Raw genomic sequence first — 17,500 nt, forward strand, 5'->3', positions numbered from 1 at the left:
TCAGGTTGAAGTCATGTATATCGGCTAAACTTACATTTAACAGAATGTGATGCAGTGACGGTTACACCAGATGTTTGTCACAGCGTACGTTTGGCGTTATGCACGAAGCGTTCAGGTCAAATCAAGGAAGCCTGAGGGTGAGTGTGTATATGATGGATATGCCGGGATACAGAGAGACCCGACTCTTTTAATCTTTCAAGGAGCAAAGAATGCTGATTCTGACTCGTCGAGTTGGTGAGACCCTCATGATTGGAGATGAGGTCACTGTGACAGTTTTAGGGGTGAAGGGTAACCAGGTGCGTATCGGCGTTAACGCTCCGAAAGAAGTATCCGTTCACCGTGAAGAGATCTACCAGCGTATCCAGGCTGAAAAATCCCAGCAGTCCAGTTACTAAGTTCTCGCGTCTCACCTTCCGGTGAGACGCATCCTTCCCAGATTTCCCGTTTAACCTCTTCGTTTTCTTCTCGCTTTCTTCTCTTTTTCATCCTGTCGTGATTTTGTCGCCTCTGTTGCGCCACATTCTTTCTGTTTTGTTTTACCGTGAGTTAGCGATTTTACTGTTGAGAAAACAGTCTTTTTGCCGTTTTTAACGTCTAATTGTGCGCGAAGTGTGCAAACGATAAAAGGTCTCGAAAAATTGTTTGACTTATAAAGCCCAGAAAGTAATATGTGCGCCACGCAGCGACGAAGAGCTTTTAACGAGTTCTCCGAAGCACTCGAAAGAGGCGTGTGGTGAGGTGGCCGAGAGGCTGAAGGCGCTCCCCTGCTAAGGGAGTATGCGGTCAAAAGCTGCATCCGGGGTTCGAATCCCCGCCTCACCGCCATTTTGCATCCGTAGCTCAGCTGGATAGAGTACTCGGCTACGAACCGAGCGGTCGGAGGTTCGAATCCTCCCGGATGCACCATATTCTCCGAAATAGCAGTGGGTTTGTTGTTTCATGTTCCGCGAAATAATCGCGAGCACCAGGGAGGATAGCGTTGCTTTAGCAACGACCTGTAGGGCAAGGCGCAGCCGAGTAATCCTCCCGGATGCACCATCTTACTTAACATTGCATTAGTGATGTTAAATCAGAGTAGTATCAGAGTAGTAAAGTAAGTTTCCCGATGCATCCGTAGCTCAGCTGGATAGAGTACTCGGCTACGAACCGAGCGGTCGGAGGTTCGAATCCTCCCGGATGCACCATCTTACTTGATATCATTTCAGTGATATCAACATCGGCAGTAAAGCAAGTTTCCCGATGCATCCGTAGCTCAGCTGGATAGAGTACTCGGCTACGAACCGAGCGGTCGGAGGTTCGAATCCTCCCGGATGCACCATATTCTCCAGGATAACAGCGAGTCTGTTGTTTCAGGTTCTGCGAAGACACCGCAGGCACCAGGGAGGAAAGCGTTGCTTTAGCAACGACCCATCGGGCGAGGCGCAGCCGAGTAATCCTCCCGGATGCACCATCTTATCCAGAACAACAGCAAGTCTCTTATTTCCTCCCTTGATACACTTACAAAATCCTAATTTTTTCTAAACCCTTCCTCTCTGCCTATTTCCAACGCGTCTGTCAGCGACAAAAACCGCCTTTTACGTTAAAGTAACATCTCACTTTATCTTGTCTGTGAGAACGGGATGTACGAACGCTACGCGGGATTAATCTTTGATATGGATGGCACCATCCTGGACACCGAACCTACGCACCGTAAAGCGTGGCACGAGGTGCTGGGGCGTTATGGTATGCGTTTCGACGAGCAGGCGATGGTTGCCCTTAACGGTTCTCCAACCTGGCGTATCGCCCAGGCCATTATCGAACTTCATCAGGCCGATCTTGACCCTCATCTTCTGGCACAGGAAAAAACAGCCGCTGTTAAAGCGATGCTGCTGGACTCTGTGACGCCGTTGCCACTTATCGATGTAGTGAAAGCCTGGCATGGTCGTCGGCCAATGGCGGTCGGTACAGGCAGCGAGAGCGCTATTGCTGAAGCATTGCTGGCGCATCTGGGCCTGCGTCACTACTTTTCTGCGGTTGTCGCCGCCGATCACGTTAAGAATCACAAACCTGCACCGGATACCTTCCTTCTTTGCGCGGAACGTTTAGGCGTTGCGCCGGAAAAATGCGTCGTGTTTGAAGATGCGGATTTTGGCCTGCAGGCGGCCAGAAGCGCCGGTATGGACGCTGTGGATGTCCGTCTGCTGTGAGTGACGGGCTGGCGCTGGCGTCGTTATTCGCCAGCAGCTTTCTGAGCGCCACGCTGCTGCCGGGCAACTCGGAAGCGGTACTCGTGGCGCTTCTCGTCTCTGGCCTCAGCCACCCCTGGCTTTTAGTATTAATAGCAACAATGGGTAATAGCCTTGGTGGGGCAACAAACGTTATCCTTGGACGGTTGTTTCCCGTGCGTAAGCAATCGCGCTGGCAGGAAAAAGCGACATCCTGGTTAAAACGTTACGGCGCAGCCACACTGTTACTGAGCTGGATGCCCGTTATCGGTGATTTACTGTGTCTGCTGGCGGGATGGATGCGCATCTCCTGGGGACCGGTGCTCTTTTTTTTATGTCTTGGAAAAGCGTTACGCTACATCGCTGTAGCGGCGGCGACACTCCAGGGTATGACGTGGTGGCACTAATTGGATTGCTTGTGACCTTTAATCGTCAACCATTACAATTATGCTTAATAAAATGATATCGACAGGCGGGAGGTCAATTTGATCCCGGATGTATCACAGGCACTGACCTGGCTGGAAAAACACCCTGAAGCACTGAAAGGGATAAATCGTGGTCTGGAGCGTGAGACGCTGCGCGTTAACGCTGATGGCTCACTGGCAACGACTGGGCACCCGGCATCGCTGGGCTCGACGTTGACCCATAAATGGATCACCACCGATTTTGCCGAAGCGCTGCTGGAATTTATCACTCCGGTTGATGGCGACGTCAACCATATGCTCACTTTCCTGCGTGACATTCACCGTTATACGGCGCGTCATCTTGGCGATGAACGGATGTGGCCGCTGAGTATGCCATGCTATATCGCGCCGGGCCAGGATATCGAACTGGCACAGTACGGTACGTCTAACGTCGGCCGTCTGAAAACGCTGTATCGCGAAGGGCTGAAGAACCGCTACGGTGCGTTGATGCAGACCATTTCTGGTGTGCATTACAACTTCTCTCTGCCGATGGCATTCTGGCAGGCGAAATGCGGCGTGACGGATGCTGAGAGCGGTAAAGAGGCGATCTCTGCCGGTTATTTACGCGCGATCCGCAACTACTACCGCTTTGGTTGGGTGATCCCGTATCTGTTTGGTGCGTCTCCGGCGATTTGTTCTTCATTCCTGCAAGGGAAAGAGAGCGCGCTGCCGTTTGAGAAAACCGAGTGTGGCATGTACTACTTACCTTACGCCACGTCTCTGCGCCTGAGCGATCTTGGCTATACCAATAAATCGCAAAGCAATCTCGGAATTACGTTTAACGAATTGCACGAATACGTGGCAGGATTAAAGCGGGCTATCAAAACGCCGTCGGAAGAATATGCGCGTATTGGCGTTGAGAAAGACGGTAAGCGTCTGCAAATCAACAGCAATATTTTGCAGATTGAGAACGAGCTCTATGCGCCGATTCGCCCGAAACGTGTTACTCGCAGCGGCGAAAATCCGTCCGATGCGCTGTTGCGTGGCGGGATTGAGTACATTGAAGTGCGCTCGCTGGATATCAACCCGTTCTCGCCAATTGGCGTGGATGAGCAGCAGATTCGCTTCCTTGACCTGTTTATGGTCTGGTGCGTGCTGGCCGATGCGCCAGAAATGAGCAGCCAGGAGCTGCAATGTACACGTACCAACTGGAATCGTGTGATTCTGGAAGGGCGTAAACCGGGTCTGACGCTGGGCATTGGTTGCGAAACCGCGCAGTTCCCGCTGCCGAAAGTGGGTAAAGATCTGTTCCGCGATCTAAAACGCGTGGCGCAGACGATGGACAGCATTGAAGGCGGTGAGGCTTACCAGAAAGTGTGCGATGAACTGGTCGCCTGCTTTGATAATCCGGAATTAACTTTCTCAGCCCGCATTCTGCGTTCTATGCTTGATGAAGGGATTGGCGGAACGGGTAAGGCGCTGGCGGAGCAGTATCGAAATATGCTGCGTGAAGAGCCGCTGGAGATCCTCACAGAAGAGGGGTTTGCTGTGGAACGTGATGCATCCGTTGAACGTCAGCGTAAGCTGGAAGCGGCGGATACGGAATCATTTGAAGCGTTACTGGCAAAACACGCCTGACAGAAAAGAAAAAGGCCACATCACTGTGGCCAAATATACATCTCTGAATTCAGGGATGATGATAACAAATGCGCGTCTTTCATATACTCAGACTCGCACTGGAATGAAGAGTTCAGTTTTTTTTAAAAAAAAATCACTTTATCCCAAAAAGTCCTGACCAAAATGGCTTAAAGGTATTATTTTTCAATATGTTATGATGAAAAAATAAAATGCCGAGGATGAGGGATACACCGGAGGTTACGAAATGCCGTTGTTAGATAGCTTCACTGTCGATCACACCCGTATGGAAGCACCAGCCGTCCGTGTAGCCAAAACGATGAACACGCCGCATGGTGACGCGATTACCGTTTTTGACCTGCGTTTCTGTGTGCCAAACAAAGAAGTGATGCCGGAAAAGGGTATTCACACGCTGGAGCACCTGTTCGCCGGGTTCATGCGTAATCACCTGAACGGTAACGGTGTTGAGATCATCGACATCTCCCCGATGGGCTGCCGCACCGGTTTTTATATGAGCCTGATTGGCACGCCAGATGAGCAGCGCGTAGCGGATGCGTGGAAAGCGGCGATGGCAGACGTCCTGAAAGTTCAGGATCAGAACCAGATCCCGGAACTGAACGTTTACCAGTGTGGTACGTATCAGATGCACTCCCTGGCAGAAGCGCAGGATATCGCGCGCCATATTCTCGATCGCGACGTGCGTGTGAACAGCAACGATGAGCTGGCGCTGCCGAAAGAGAAATTACAGGAACTGCACATTTAGTTTGGTTGTGCCGGTTAATCCGGCAAACATGATCGTATGAACAACGTAGACCCGGTAAGCCAGGCGCCACCGGGCAACAAAAAAGGGCCATCGGCCCTTTTTTTATATCGACATATTAATGCGCGCCACCGCCACCGCCGCCGGCACCAAATGGCGGTCTGGCAAACCACACCAGGCCCAGCAGGACGAGGAATATCCCCGCCGACACCCAGAATATCTCGTTTGCCGAGATAATCAGCCCCTGATTGGTTATCTGCTGCGCCAGCCAGCCGGAAGCCTGCTGTTGCGACATACCCATCCCCTCAAGCTGATTGTACATTGCCTGAGCATCTGGATTGTACGGCGTGACATACTCCGTTAACTGCGCATGGTGCAGCGATTCCCGGTTGGTCCACAATGTTGTAGTGATAGACGTCCCGATAGAGCCCGCCAGCGTACGTGTGAAGTTCGACAGGCTCGATGCCGCTGCCAGACGCTCAGGCGGTAAACCGGAGAGCGTAATGGTCGTCAGCGGCATAAAGAAGCATGCCACCGCAAAGCCCTGGATAAACTGCGGCCAGGCCGACGCACCGAAATCCATCCCCGGCTCGAACGTATACGCTCGCCAGTAGAAGCAGACCGCATACATAATAAAGCTGAAGGTGACCAGACGACGCATATCAAGCTTATGCGCAAAACGACCGATAATCGGCGACAGAATTACCGGTATCACCCCAACCGGTGCAGAGGCCAGCCCCGCCCATGTCGCGGTGTAGCCGTACACCTCCTGCAATAGCTGCGGCAGCAGAACGATTGCGCCGAAGTAAAGCATATAGGCCAGGCTGATACACAAACAGCCGATGGTAAAGTTTCGCGACTTAAAGAGCGAGAGATCGACTATCGGGTTATCGTCCGTCAGTTCCCAGACAATCAGGAAGCTTAGCGACACCACCGCCACAATGGTCAGCACGATGATTTCGGTGGAGTTGAACCAGTCGAGTTCTTTCCCCTGGTCGAGCATCACCTGCAGGCTACCGATCCCCAAAACCAACAGCGCCAGGCCAATACCGTCGATACGACGCTGTTCAGTACGCGTTTCACGCCCACGCAACGCCTGAATACTCATCAGCACGACCACGATACCAATCGGCACGTTGATGAAGAAAATCCAGCCCCAGTGATAGTTATCGCTGATATAGCCGCCGAGGATAGGCCCGCAAATCGGCGCAACGATAACGGTCATCGACCACAGCGCCAGCGCGATAGAGCGTTTGGCAGGCGGATAGTTGCTGAGCAACAAGCTTTGCGACAGCGGGATAAGCGGCCCGGCAACAATCCCCTGAATCACGCGGAAGAAGATCAGCATGCCCAGACTGTTGGAGACACCGCAGGCCCATGACGCGATAGCGAAGGCCACGGTAGACCACAGGAACAGTTTCACCTCACCGACGCGCTTCGCCAGCCATCCGGTAATCGGAATGGAGATGGCGTTTGCCACGCCGAATGAGGTGATAACCCAGGTGCCCTGGCTCAATGAGGAGCCAAGGTTACCGGCGATCGTCGGGATCGCTACGTTTGCGATGGTGGAGTCCAGCACCTGCATGAAAGTCGCAAGCGACAACGCAATGGTCATGATGACCAGTTGCGCGCCTTCCAGCGGTTTTTGCTGTTGCATTACACTCACCCCGGGATCAGTTGGCGTTGGCCTGCACGATGTCGTTGATCAGCTTGTTGACCGGATCGAGACTGATTTCGCGTGCGTTACTTTCGTAAGCCGGGCTGGTGCGGACCTGGCTTGCCAGGATCTGACCGTCACGATTCGACGTATCCACTTTCACCAGCGTGGAGAGGCCAATACGCAGCGGATGTTCCGCCAGCTGTTTTTCATCCAGCTCAACACGAACCGGCAGACGCTGAACCACTTTGATCCAGTTCCCGGTGGCGTTTTGCGCGGGCAGCAGCGAGAAGGCGCTACCGGTCCCCATATCGAGACCGACCACTTTGCCATGGTATTCCACGTCGTCGCCGTAAATATCAGAGATAACGGTGACCGGCTGGCCAATGCGCATGTGTGCCAGCTGCGTTTCTTTGAAGTTCGCATCAACCCACAAATTGTTCGCCGGAACAACCGCCATCAACGGGGTAGTTGGGCTGATTTGCGCACCAGGCTGTACGGCACGACGTGACACGTAACCGGTCATCGGGCTGACAATTTTGGTACGTTGCAGGGCCAGCCATGCGTTACGTACTTCGGTTGCCGCTTGTTTGACGGTCGGCTGGTCTTCCAGCTTCGTCCCCAGAATAATCGCCTGGTTAGCATTATATTGCTGGATAGCGACATCGAGTTCCGCCTGTGCGCTGGCAACGGCATCACGCGCGTGTTGCAGCTCTTCGCGGCCAATCAGGTTGGCGCTGCCCAGTGGAATACGGCGATTTAAGTCCGTTTGCGCCTGTGCCAGGGCGGTCTTTTTCACGTCGATGCTCGCCTGCAATTGCTTGCTGTTGATCATCGTTTGACGCATCTGACGTACGGTAGAGGCCAACGCGGTTTGCGCTTTTTCAAAGGCCTGCTGCGCATCGGTCTGATCGAGCGTGACCAGCACATCGCCTTTTTGCACGAAGTCGGTGTTATCGGCCCAGACTTTCGTCACGCTGCCGGACACCTGCGCCATAATTTGTACCTGGTTCCCTGCCACGTACGCGTCATCGGTTTCTTCAAAATGACGCAGTACTAAAAACCAGTAAATCCCATATGCCACAGCAATAATGACAAAGAGCAAGGTCAACAGCATCAGGGCACGTTTACGCGTGCCTTTTTTGTTGGCCGGTTGCTGCGGGGTTTGAGTCTCCGCATTTGCGCTCATGTTATTCTCCACGATCTTATTATTTCACATCGGCTGAGCCGACCTGTTTATCAGAAAGGCCAGCAGAGGGAGATCTGCTGGCCTGTCAGTTTTCTGTTATCAATCAGGATAATTGAGCGATATCCGGACTTAGCGCAGTGCCTCAAGGACAACGCCATCTTCATCCATCTGATCCAGACGGGTGAGAAGTTTCCGGGTGATATGCTCAAGCTGGTCTTTTTCAGCCGCGCTTAAAGAAGACCAGAGTTGGTGTAAGCAATGATGTTGCGGAGGCAAAACCTCACGCAGGAATTGATGACCTTTATCGGTTAACTGCAAATGCAGGCAACGGCGATCGTTGTCGCTTTCACGACGCTCGATCCAGCCGCGCTTTTCCAGCTCATCGGCGATACGGGTTGCATTGGTACGAGACGAGCCCAGCGCGCAGCTCAGCTCAGAAGGCTGAATGCTGTGATTTTCCTGAGACTCCAGCGTAATTAACGCCATAAACAATGTCTCGTTAATCCCCTGAGCTTTCAGCATTTTATTGCGGTTATCCAGCAGCTTGCCCTGCATGTGCATGCAAAGACGGGTCAGAAGAATTTCCTGAAACGGAAAATCTTCATGGCGGCTGGCGCGAAATTTTAGCATTTGTTCAATGGGCGTAAACGAACTATCCATTTGGGCATAACCTCATTAATTTCAGCCGATATAGTAACGACGGTGACAAATAAAGTAAATGAATTATTGATTCGAATTTATATGACGAATCTATCAAAGTGAAGGCCGGGCCGTTCCCCAGCCCGGAGCAAGCCGTGCAGGGAATTACGCCTGCGGTTGGTGCCGGTAGCCTCGCCACCACACCAACAGATTGAGCAGCGTAATGCATGCGCCAACCAGACAAACCCCGTTCCAGCCTGCGTGTTGCCAGGCCGAAGCGGAAATCAGCGACCCGGCCGCGCCGCCGATGAAATAGCAGGTCATGTAACCCGCGGTCAGACGGTTACGCGCATCGGGATGCACGCGATAAATCACCGTCTGGTTAGTGATATGTACACCCTGAACCATCAGATCGAGTACCAGAATACCGACGATGAGCGCCGCCACGGAGACCTGCCCGTACCAGATAGCCAGCCAGGAGAGCAGCAGCGCCAGCAGGCTTATCGTGGTGGTAAGATGCGCTTTACCTTTATCAGCAAGTGTACCCACCGGACGTGCGCCTAACGCGCCAGCCGCACCCACTAAGCCAAACAGACCAATGGTACCTTCGGAGAAGTGATAGGGTGCGCCAGCGAGCAGGAATGCCATGGACGTCCAGAGAATGCTGAAGCTGGCGAAGGTCAGGCAGCCCAGCAGCGCACGGGTGCGCAGCAGTTTGTTATGGGCAAACAGATGGTAGATTGAGCCAAGAATGCGCGGGTAGCTCAGGTGATTTTCCTGTTTGAGCTTCGGTAAACCCCGCCACAGCGCGAGCGCCAGAATCGCCATTAATACGCTGGCAACCCAGAACACGGTGCGCCAGCCGCCAAGGCTTGCCAGCAGCCCGGCGACGGTGCGCGCCAGCAGGATCCCAAGCAGCAGGCCACTCATCACCGTACCGACCACTCTGCCACGTTTTTCCGGTGCGGCGAGCGTGGCCGCCATCGGCACTAACAGCTGCGCAACCACCGAAAAGAGGCCGGTCAGCGCGGTACCCAGAATCATCATTCCCAACGATGTGCTGCTGGCGGTGATCAGCATCCCGCCAGCGGCGAGTAGCGTCATCACCACAATCAGCCGTCGACGTTCAAACATATCGCCCAGCGGCACCAGGAAAAGCAACCCGGCAGCATAGCCAAGCTGCGCTGCGGTGACGATAAAGCCAGCCTGGCTCGCACTCAGGGAAAATGCACGCGCAATGGCTTCGAGCAGCGGTTGTGCATAATAGTTGCTGGCAACGGCAAGCCCGGTGGCGACAGACATCAGGGCAATCAGCGCGGGACTCAGCCCGTGTGAGGTTTTGGTCATTGGGGTAAATTATTTTTGTGGTGATTATTATTGATGTTACCAATAATAACGGATGCAGGGGGAATTAAGTGAAATGAATAGTGGCGAGACGTGCGGTTTCTGTGGGGAGGGGCCCCTCACCCTAACCCTCTCCCACAGGGAGAGGGGACTGGGAGTGCATATCTGCCCGTCCTGCACCGGTTTTCTCCCTCTCCCTGTGGGAGAGGGCAGGGGTGAGGGGGTTATTTCTGCGCCGCCAGCGCTTCTTTCACCCAGCCATCAAACTGCGCCTGGTGCGCTTTGATCCAGCCATCAACGTGACCCTGAATATCTCCTTCCGATGCTTTACCTTCATGCATCATTGAGTTCTGGGCGTTAATGTCAGCAACCGGCAGTTTCATGATTGAGAACAGCTTCGCTGCCGCCGGGTTTTTCTCGGCCCAGACTTTGTTGGCAACAATGTGCATGGTGCTAACCGGGAAGCCATAGTTCGCACCGTTCGGCAGTTTGGTATCGATGTCTTTCTGCACGCCAGGCAGGGAAGAGAACGGCACCTGCAGCCATACCACATCTTTACCTGGCTTCATCACATCACTCACCCAGTACGGAGTCCAGGTGTAATAAAGCACCGGTTTGCCTTCTTTGTAGCGGGTGATGGTATCGGCCATCATCGCCGCATAGTTACCCTGGTTGTGGGTGACGGTTTTGGTCAGGCCATAGGCGTCCAGTTGGTGGTTAATCGCCGCTTCACAACCCCAGCCTGGGTTACAGCCGGTTAAATCTGCTTTGCCGTCGCCATTGCTGTCGAACAGTTTGGCGATTTTCGGATCTTTAAGCTGCTCAATATTGGTGATGTGATACTGGTCAGCGGTTTTCTTGTCGATCAGATAACCCTGAGCCGCACCGTTCACGAAGACACCTTCACGGTAGAATTTCTTATCGCCCCCGGCGGCGGCATACATATCGTCATGCAGCGGTTGCCAGTTGACGGCGGTAAAGGTGGAATCGCCCGACGCCAGCGAGGTGTACGCGACGTTGTAGTCGACTTCATCGGGCTTATTGACGGTATAGCCCAGTTTTTCCAGCGCACGGCTGACCAACAGGGTCTGGAAGGTTTCTTCCGTAATGGTGCTCTGAATGGGCTGTACGGTAACGCCTTTGCCCGGTAAATCCGCCGCAAAGGTGCTGGTGGAAACAAGGGTGGCGAAGGCTGTGGCTAACATTACGCTATGTCGCATCGTTGTTCCTTTTTTATGATGAGTATGGTTTGCAGAGCCCGGCGCGCGATGCGCCGGGTGAAAACAGGATTACTTGCTGAAAGGACGGGTCAGCAGACCCAGAGGACCCGTGGTGTACCAGCGGCGGTTGCCACGGCTGCGGGAATCGCGGCCGACGGCTTGCGTCAGGCGGTCGAGGATGATTGCCAGAATAACGATCCCGACGCCACCCACGGTTGCAAGGCCCATATCAAGACGGCCAATACCGCGCAGAACCATCTGCCCCAGGCCGCCCACGGCGATCATCGAGGCGATAACCACCATAGAGAGCGCCAGCATCAGCGTCTGGTTCACACCCGCCATAATGGTCGGCATCGCCAGAGGGAGCTGTACTTTGAACAGCATTTGACGCGGGCTGGCACCGAATGAGCGCGAAGCTTCAATCAGATCCGCTGGCACCTGGTTAATCCCCAAAATGGTCAGACGCACAATCGGCGGCAGGGCAAAGATAATGGTGACCACCACGCCCGGTACGTTACCGATACCGAACAGCATGACGATGGGCACCAGGTAAACGAACGCTGGCGTGGTCTGCATGGCATCCAGCAGCGGGCGAATAATTTTTGACGCCCGTGGACTGCGCGCCAGCCATATCCCCAACGGTAGCCCGATGATGATGCAGAACAGCAGTGCGGTCAGAACCAGCGCGAGGGTAATCATCGCCTGCGACCAGGCACCAATTGCGCCAATGGCAATCAGCGACACCAGCGTGGCGACACCCATGCTGAGGCTCGACATCTGCCAGGCAATCAGGGCGAAAACGATAATTGCCACCGGCGCCGGCATCCCCAACAGCAACTGTTGAAAAGCACTGAGGATATAATCGATCGGTACGCGGATCCCCTGGAATACCGGGCGGAAATGCAGAACAACCCAGTCGATCCCTTGCGTCACCCAGCTATCCAGCGGGATCAGCGTCTTATGGAAAGGGTCCATGATATTGAAATGTTCTGGCTGCGGCGCGGGGGCGCTGGTCAGCCAGTCTGCGCCGCCACCGCCATCGGCAGGCGCGCTGCCCCAGGCGTCGGCGGATTGTGCGGCGTTATCGGCCGCCGGTGCGGTATCCCACGGATTGGATTGATCAGCCATTGTTTGTCACCTCGCGATCTAAAGCCTGTAGAAGCATGCGTTTAGAAATAACGCCAACGTACTGCTGTTCTTCCCCAACAACCGGGACCGCGCACGGTGCCTGGCCGACGTGAGAGAGCAATTCGCTGAGCGGTGTTTCTGCGTCAACCACTAATGGCGGATCCAACAAGGCGCTTTCAATTCCCTGGCCTGCGCTCAGGGCAGCTTTCAGCGTATCAATGGAGACAATCCCAACAAACTTATTCCCGCGTTCGATGACATAACCATATTCACGGTCATCATCCTGCAATAATTTCAGGGCAGATCGCGGGCCGAATCCGGGTGTTTTTCGGATAATGCCTGCCGGGCTTCGACGGGCAATATCTTTCGCGCTAAACACCTGGCTGATATCGACGCCACGGAAGAAGGTGCGCACATAATCATTTGCCGGATTATTGAGAATTTCATCCGGAGTGCCGACCTGTACCACTTCACCATTTTGCATAATGGCGATGCGATCGCCAATTCGCATGGCTTCGTCGAGATCGTGGGAAATAAAGACGATGGTGCGCTGATGTTTGGCCTGTAATTTTACCAGTTCGTCCTGCATTTCCGTTCGAATTAATGGGTCGAGTGCCGAGAAGGCTTCATCCATTAATAAGATATCGGGGTTGATGGCCAGCGCACGGGCTAAACCAACACGTTGACGCATACCGCCAGAGAGCTCGTCCGGGTAAGAGTGGGCATAATTTTCCAGCCCGACCTGACGCAGCGCGTCCAGGGCTTTCTCCTGACGTTCAGCGGTTGTAACGCCCGCCAGCTCCATGCCGAAGGCGGCGTTGTCGACCACGGTCATATGGGGCATCAGAGCGAACGACTGAAAGACCATCGCAATTTTCTTTCTGCGCACCTCGCGAAGCTCGGCATCAGAGATTTTGGCGATATCTACGCCGTCAATCAGCACCTGCCCGCGGGTTGGTTCAATCAGGCGATTGAGAAGGCGTACCATGGTTGATTTACCGGAACCGGATAATCCCATGATGACAAATATCTCGCCTTCTTCAATGGCCAGACTGGCGTCTTTAACGCCAAGCGATAATCCTGTTTTCTCCAGAATATGTTCTTTGCTGAGGCCTTTTTCAATGTATTTGAATGCGCGCTGTGGATGCTCGCCAAATACTTTATAAAGATTCTTCACTTCTAATTTAATTGCCATGCAATAATAGAATTCCCGTTATTTATTTATATCAATATGATTCCTGATGGAAATAATTACACGGGTATACCCTAACATACTGAGATTCTGTGACAACCCTTGGGAGCATTCTGCTTGCCGAAATTTGAAGGGCGAATTGCCGGGGCTTCCCATGATATAAGGGCTGCGGGCAATTCGAATTTTTCTGATATTTTTACGTTCTTCCACCGTAAATTTCACCTGAAAGCGATAAATTCAGGTGAAATGAAGAGACAAATAACAGTGTAGTAGCTCTAAGAATATTTGTGTGATTAATTGTGTTATTATGGAAATAATCCGGCAAAAAGTGAGGGCTATTTTTGCCGGAAAACGTTATTAGAAATTCCAATCGTCGTCGGTGGTTTCGACGGCTTTTCCCATCACATAAGAGGAACCTGAGCCGGAGAAAAAGTCGTGGTTTTCATCGGCGTTAGGGGAGAGTGCCGCGAGGATTGCCGGGTTCACTTCGGCCATTTCTGCCGGGAATAACGCTTCGTAGCCCAGATTCATCAGTGCCTTATTGGCGTTGTAGCAGAGAAACGCTTTTACCTCGTCGATCCAACCACTGTCAGCATAAAGCGCTTCGGTGTAGGCCAGTTCATTGTCATAGAGATCCATCAGCAAATCGAAGGCAAAATCTTTCAGCGCTTCACGCTCTGCTTCGCTTACTTTCTCCAGCCCTTTCTGATACTTATAGCCAATATAGTAACCGTGGACGGCTTCATCACGAATAATCAGGCGGATAAGATCGGCGGTATTGGTGAGCTTGCCCCGGCTCGACCAGTACATCGGCAACCAGAAGCCAGAATAGAAGAGGAACGACTCCAGAAATACGCTGGCAATTTTCTTCTTCAGCGGTTCATCGGCCTGATAACGTTCCAGCATCAGGTGCGCTTTTTTCTGCAACGGCGCGTTTTCTTCGCTCCACGCATAGGCGGCATCGACATCTTTTGTCTGACACAGCGTGGAGAAAATCGAACTGTAGGAGCGGGCGTGCACCGCCTCCATAAAGCTGATATTCGACATTACCGCTTCTTCGTGTGGCGTGAGCGAATCAGGCATCAGCGATGGCGCGCCTACCGTATTCTGAATCGTATCCAGCAGTGTCAGACCGGTGAACACGCGAATAGTAAGCTGCTGCTGGGCGGGCGTAAGGCCCTGCCAGGCAGGGATATCATTGGATAGTGGGACTTTTTCCGGCAGCCAGAAGTTGCTGGTCAGGCGATTCCACACCTCCAGATCTTTATCGTCCTGAATTTTATTCCAGTTGACGGCGCTGACGTGCGATAAACGGTTCATCCTTTTCTCCTTACAGCGCGCAGGACACGCAGCCTTCAATTTCGGTGCCTTCCAGCGCAAGCTGGCGCAGGCGAATGTAGTAGAGGGTTTTGATGCCTTTCTTCCAGGCGTATATTTGCGCTTTATTGATATCGCGCGTGGTGGCGGTATCGGGGAAGAACAGCGTTAATGACAACCCCTGATCGACATGACGCGTCGCTTCTGCGTAGGTGTCGATAATCGCTTGTGGGCCAATCTCATAGGCATCCTGATAAAGCGCCAGATTATCGTTATTCATAAACGGTGCGGGGTAGTACACGCGCCCGGTTTTCCCCTCTTTGCGAATCTCTACCTTTGACACGATCGGGTGAATGCTTGACGTGGCGTGGTTGATATAGGAAATCGACCCTGTCGGCGGTACCGCCTGCAAATTCTGGTTATAGATGCCATAGCACATCACCGCTTCGCGCAGTTGCCGCCAGTTTTCGTGGCTCGGTAAGGTAATGCCTGAGCGCTGGAAGAGGGCGCGAACACGGTCGTATTTTGGTTGCCAGTCACCTTCCAGATATTGCGTAAAGTACTCGCCGCTGGCATAGCGGGATTGCTCAAACCCAGCGAAGCGTTGCCCACGCTCGCGCGCCAGCAGCATTGATGTATGCAGGGCATGCCAGGTGACGGTGTAGAAGTAGAGGTTGGTAAATTCCAGCGCTTCCGGGCTACCGTATGCGATGCCTTCCCGCGCCAGATAACCGTGCAGATTCATCTGCCCAAGGCCGATGGCGTGTGAGGCGGCGTTACCTGCTTCAATCGATGGCACCGAACGGATATGACTCATATCGGATACCGCCGTCAGCCCGCGTATTGCGGTGGCGATGGTCAGGCCAAAGTTGGGCGAATCCATGGTGTGCGCGATGTTCAGCGAACCGAGATTGCAGGAGATATCATGCCCGGTGGCGGCATAATCGAGATTCTCATCGTAGGTTGAAGCGCTGTTAACCTGCAAAATCTCCGAGCACAGGTTGCTCATGTTGATGCGACCGGCAATCGGGTTCGCGCGGTTCACCGTATCTTCGTACATGATGTACGGGTAACCAGATTCAAACTGGATCTCGGCCAGCGTCTGGAAGAAATCACGCGCATTAATATATTTTTTGCGCACGCGGGTGTCCGCTTCCAGCTCGGCATACCTTTCGCTGATGGCGATATCGCCAAACGGTTTGCCGTACAGACGTTCGACATCATAGGGCGAGAAGAGCGCCATGTCGGCATTCTCTTTCGCTAACTGGAACGTGATATCGGGGATCACTACGCCAAGCGAAAGCGTTTTGATGCGAATTTTCTCGTCGGCATTTTCCCGCCTGGTATCAAGGAAACGCAAAATGTCCGGGTGATGCGCGTGTAAATACACGGCCCCCGCGCCCTGACGCGCGCCGAGCTGGTTGGCGTAGGAAAAGGCATCCTCCAGCATTTTCATCACCGGAATGACACCGGATGACTGATTTTCAATGCGCTTAATCGGCGCACCGGATTCACGCAGATTCGACAATAAAAAGGCCACGCCGCCGCCGCGTTTTGAGAGTTGAAGCGCTGAGTTCACCGCACGACCGATAGACTCCATATTGTCTTCTATACGTAGCAGGAAGCAGGAGACCAGCTCGCCGCGTTGTTGTTTTCCGCAATTGAGGAAGGTCGGCGTCGCGGGCTGGAAACGACCGGAAAGCATCTCATCGGTAAGCTGGCAGGCCAGCGCTTCGTCGCCCTGGGCGAGGGTTAGCGACACCATACAAACGCGGTCGGCGAAGTGTTCCAGATAGCGTTTGCCGTCGAAGGTCTTCAGCGCGTAGCTGGTGTAAAACTTCCATGCGCCGAGGAAGGTCTGGAAACGAAAACCGCTGGCATGCGCGTGTTTAATCAGCGCAGTGACGAACGCGGGGGGATAACGTTTAAGCACAGCGTCATCGTAGTAGCCTTCCGCGACCAACCAGCGCAGGCGCGCTTCTGCATCATTAAACGTGACGCTGTTCGGCTGAACATGAGCGGTCATAAAGGCATTTACGGCCTCACTGTCTTTTTCAAACTGAATCTGCCCGTTCCGGTCATACAGATTCAGCATCGCGTTAAGCGCATGATAGTCGGGCATGGCCTGGGTTACACGTTCTGCGGTTGTCGTTGCCAAAATTCGCTCACTCCTTTTCGCACTGTATCAATATCGTGTTGCGTGCCCATCAGCTCAAAGCGGTAGAGCCAGGGAACGTGGCATTTTTCTGCGATCACCGCGCCCGCGCGGCCATAGGCGTCGCCAAAGTTTCGGTTTCCCGCTGCAATCACGCCACGGATTAACGCCCGGTTTTGCGGGTCGTTCAGGAAGCGGATCACCTGACGCGGAACCGCACCTGCCGTACCGCCGCCGCCATAGCTGGGGACGACCAGAATGTACGGTTCCTCGACCTGGATTCGTTCACGCTCATTTAGCGGAATACGTATCGCAGGCAGCCCGAGGCGCACCATAAAGCGGTGTGTGTTCTCAGAGCTGCTGGAGAAGTAGACGAGACGGCTCATGCGTGAGCGGCAATGGCATCGGGGCGCAGGCGATTAATCATATCCGGGCGGAAGCCGGACCAGCGGGTTTCCCCCGCGATCACCACCGGAAGCTGGCGAAAGCCCTGTTCACGAAGGGTATCGGCCATCTCAGGATGCTGGTCGAGATTGACCATCTCGAAATCAAAACCGTGGCTTTCCATTGCCCGTTTGGTGGCGTGGCACTGGATGCAGTTATTACGAGTGTAAATAGTAATGCGCATGATTCGTATTTCCATTTAAAATGACAAT

Annotated in this window: 16 protein-coding genes and 4 tRNA genes; 9 read left to right on the forward strand and 11 right to left on the reverse strand. The window is 53.5% G+C overall.

The window, feature by feature from the left end:
* Positions 1-209 precede the first annotated feature (209 nt).
* The 9 genes from csrA (at position 210) to luxS (ending at position 5,006) form a co-directional block, all read left to right on the forward strand.
* Positions 210-395: a carbon storage regulator CsrA gene (gene csrA / locus NMC31_RS17095; protein WP_000906486.1), complete on the forward strand. Its 186-nt coding sequence runs from the start codon at positions 210-212 to the stop codon at positions 393-395.
* A gap of 337 nt (positions 396-732) precedes the next feature.
* A tRNA-Ser gene (locus tag NMC31_RS17100) sits at positions 733-825 on the forward strand.
* Between the two features lie 4 nt (positions 826-829).
* A tRNA-Arg gene (locus NMC31_RS17105) sits at positions 830-906 on the forward strand.
* A gap of 201 nt (positions 907-1,107) precedes the next feature.
* Positions 1,108-1,184 (forward strand) — tRNA-Arg (locus tag NMC31_RS17110).
* A 57-nt stretch (positions 1,185-1,241) separates the two neighbouring features.
* A tRNA-Arg gene (locus NMC31_RS17115) sits at positions 1,242-1,318 on the forward strand.
* A gap of 301 nt (positions 1,319-1,619) precedes the next feature.
* Entirely contained in the window at positions 1,620-2,186 is a 567-nt protein-coding gene (gene yqaB / locus NMC31_RS17120) for a fructose-1-phosphate/6-phosphogluconate phosphatase (protein WP_149461686.1), read from the forward strand.
* A complete protein-coding gene (locus NMC31_RS17125) occupies positions 2,183-2,611 on the forward strand; it encodes a YqaA family protein (protein WP_108476423.1) in 429 nt (142 codons plus the stop codon). The genes yqaB and NMC31_RS17125 overlap by 4 nt, the downstream gene beginning before the upstream one ends.
* A 78-nt stretch (positions 2,612-2,689) precedes the next feature.
* Positions 2,690-4,246 carry a glutamate--cysteine ligase gene (gshA, locus tag NMC31_RS17130; RefSeq protein WP_253898593.1) on the forward strand — a complete coding sequence of 519 codons (1,557 nt, stop codon included), beginning with the start codon at positions 2,690-2,692 and terminating at the stop codon, positions 4,244-4,246.
* 244 nt (positions 4,247-4,490) lie between these two features.
* Positions 4,491-5,006, forward strand: coding sequence for an S-ribosylhomocysteine lyase (gene luxS, locus NMC31_RS17135; RefSeq protein ID WP_015963308.1), 516 nt, complete (start codon positions 4,491-4,493; stop codon positions 5,004-5,006).
* Between the two features lie 115 nt (positions 5,007-5,121).
* Here the strand turns inward: luxS and emrB are convergent, their stop codons facing one another.
* The 11 genes from emrB to nrdH all read right to left on the reverse strand — a co-directional run bounded on the left by emrB (position 5,122) and on the right by nrdH (position 17,472).
* On the reverse strand, positions 5,122-6,660 hold the full coding sequence (gene emrB / locus NMC31_RS17140) for a multidrug efflux MFS transporter permease subunit EmrB (RefSeq protein WP_149461689.1): 1,539 nt from the start codon (positions 6,658-6,660) through the stop codon (positions 5,122-5,124).
* Between the two features lie 16 nt (positions 6,661-6,676).
* Positions 6,677-7,849 (reverse strand): multidrug efflux MFS transporter periplasmic adaptor subunit EmrA, encoded by a 1,173-nt coding sequence (gene emrA, locus NMC31_RS17145; RefSeq protein ID WP_253898594.1) that lies wholly within the window; start codon positions 7,847-7,849, stop codon positions 6,677-6,679.
* A 129-nt stretch (positions 7,850-7,978) separates the two neighbouring features.
* Complete coding sequence (gene mprA, locus NMC31_RS17150) at positions 7,979-8,509, reverse strand: transcriptional repressor MprA (protein ID WP_015963311.1); 531 nt, start codon at positions 8,507-8,509, stop codon at positions 7,979-7,981.
* Positions 8,510-8,653: 144 nt separating this feature from the next.
* Positions 8,654-9,835, reverse strand: coding sequence for an MFS transporter (locus NMC31_RS17155; protein WP_149461692.1), 1,182 nt, complete (start codon positions 9,833-9,835; stop codon positions 8,654-8,656).
* Positions 9,836-10,056: 221 nt separating this feature from the next.
* Entirely contained in the window at positions 10,057-11,052 is a 996-nt protein-coding gene (proX, locus tag NMC31_RS17160; protein ID WP_253898595.1) for a glycine betaine/L-proline ABC transporter substrate-binding protein ProX, read from the reverse strand.
* 69 nt (positions 11,053-11,121) lie between these two features.
* Positions 11,122-12,180 carry a glycine betaine/L-proline ABC transporter permease ProW gene (proW, locus tag NMC31_RS17165; RefSeq protein ID WP_149461694.1) on the reverse strand — a complete coding sequence of 353 codons (1,059 nt, stop codon included), beginning with the start codon at positions 12,178-12,180 and terminating at the stop codon, positions 11,122-11,124.
* Complete coding sequence (gene proV, locus NMC31_RS17170) at positions 12,173-13,375, reverse strand: glycine betaine/L-proline ABC transporter ATP-binding protein ProV (RefSeq protein ID WP_253898596.1); 1,203 nt, start codon at positions 13,373-13,375, stop codon at positions 12,173-12,175. The genes proW and proV overlap by 8 nt, the downstream gene beginning before the upstream one ends.
* 354 nt (positions 13,376-13,729) lie before the next feature.
* Positions 13,730-14,692, reverse strand: a complete 963-nt coding sequence (nrdF, locus tag NMC31_RS17175; protein ID WP_149461696.1) for a class 1b ribonucleoside-diphosphate reductase subunit beta — start codon at positions 14,690-14,692, stop codon at positions 13,730-13,732.
* A gap of 10 nt (positions 14,693-14,702) precedes the next feature.
* The gene (gene nrdE, locus NMC31_RS17180) at positions 14,703-16,847 is read right to left on the reverse strand and encodes a class 1b ribonucleoside-diphosphate reductase subunit alpha (RefSeq protein ID WP_253898597.1); all 2,145 of its coding nucleotides are present in this window, start codon (positions 16,845-16,847) and stop codon (positions 14,703-14,705) included.
* Positions 16,820-17,230, reverse strand: a complete 411-nt coding sequence (gene nrdI / locus NMC31_RS17185) for a class Ib ribonucleoside-diphosphate reductase assembly flavoprotein NrdI (protein ID WP_149461698.1) — start codon at positions 17,228-17,230, stop codon at positions 16,820-16,822. Before nrdI ends, nrdE begins: the two co-directional genes overlap by 28 nt.
* On the reverse strand, positions 17,227-17,472 hold the full coding sequence (gene nrdH / locus NMC31_RS17190; RefSeq protein WP_253898598.1) for a glutaredoxin-like protein NrdH: 246 nt from the start codon (positions 17,470-17,472) through the stop codon (positions 17,227-17,229). Before nrdH ends, nrdI begins: the two co-directional genes overlap by 4 nt.
* Positions 17,473-17,500 lie beyond the last annotated feature (28 nt).

This window comes from Pseudocitrobacter vendiensis, assembly GCF_943590815.1.
GTDB lineage: Bacteria > Pseudomonadota > Gammaproteobacteria > Enterobacterales > Enterobacteriaceae > Pseudocitrobacter > Pseudocitrobacter vendiensis.

Coding starts and splice junctions, on each gene's coding strand:
- csrA (WP_000906486.1), top strand. CDS start 210: ATGCTGATTCTGACTCGTCGAGTTGGTGAGACCCTCATGATTGGAGAT.
- yqaB (WP_149461686.1), top strand. CDS start 1,620: ATGTACGAACGCTACGCGGGATTAATCTTTGATATGGATGGCACCATC.
- luxS (WP_015963308.1), top strand. CDS start 4,491: ATGCCGTTGTTAGATAGCTTCACTGTCGATCACACCCGTATGGAAGCA.
- emrB (WP_149461689.1), bottom strand. CDS start 6,660: ATGCAACAGCAAAAACCGCTGGAAGGCGCGCAACTGGTCATCATGACC.
- emrA (WP_253898594.1), bottom strand. CDS start 7,849: ATGAGCGCAAATGCGGAGACTCAAACCCCGCAGCAACCGGCCAACAAA.
- mprA (WP_015963311.1), bottom strand. CDS start 8,509: ATGGATAGTTCGTTTACGCCCATTGAACAAATGCTAAAATTTCGCGCC.
- NMC31_RS17155 (WP_149461692.1), bottom strand. CDS start 9,835: ATGACCAAAACCTCACACGGGCTGAGTCCCGCGCTGATTGCCCTGATG.
- proX (WP_253898595.1), bottom strand. CDS start 11,052: ATGCGACATAGCGTAATGTTAGCCACAGCCTTCGCCACCCTTGTTTCC.
- proW (WP_149461694.1), bottom strand. CDS start 12,180: ATGGCTGATCAATCCAATCCGTGGGATACCGCACCGGCGGCCGATAAC.
- proV (WP_253898596.1), bottom strand. CDS start 13,375: ATGGCAATTAAATTAGAAGTGAAGAATCTTTATAAAGTATTTGGCGAG.
- nrdF (WP_149461696.1), bottom strand. CDS start 14,692: ATGAACCGTTTATCGCACGTCAGCGCCGTCAACTGGAATAAAATTCAG.
- nrdI (WP_149461698.1), bottom strand. CDS start 17,230: ATGAGCCGTCTCGTCTACTTCTCCAGCAGCTCTGAGAACACACACCGC.
- nrdH (WP_253898598.1), bottom strand. CDS start 17,472: ATGCGCATTACTATTTACACTCGTAATAACTGCATCCAGTGCCACGCC.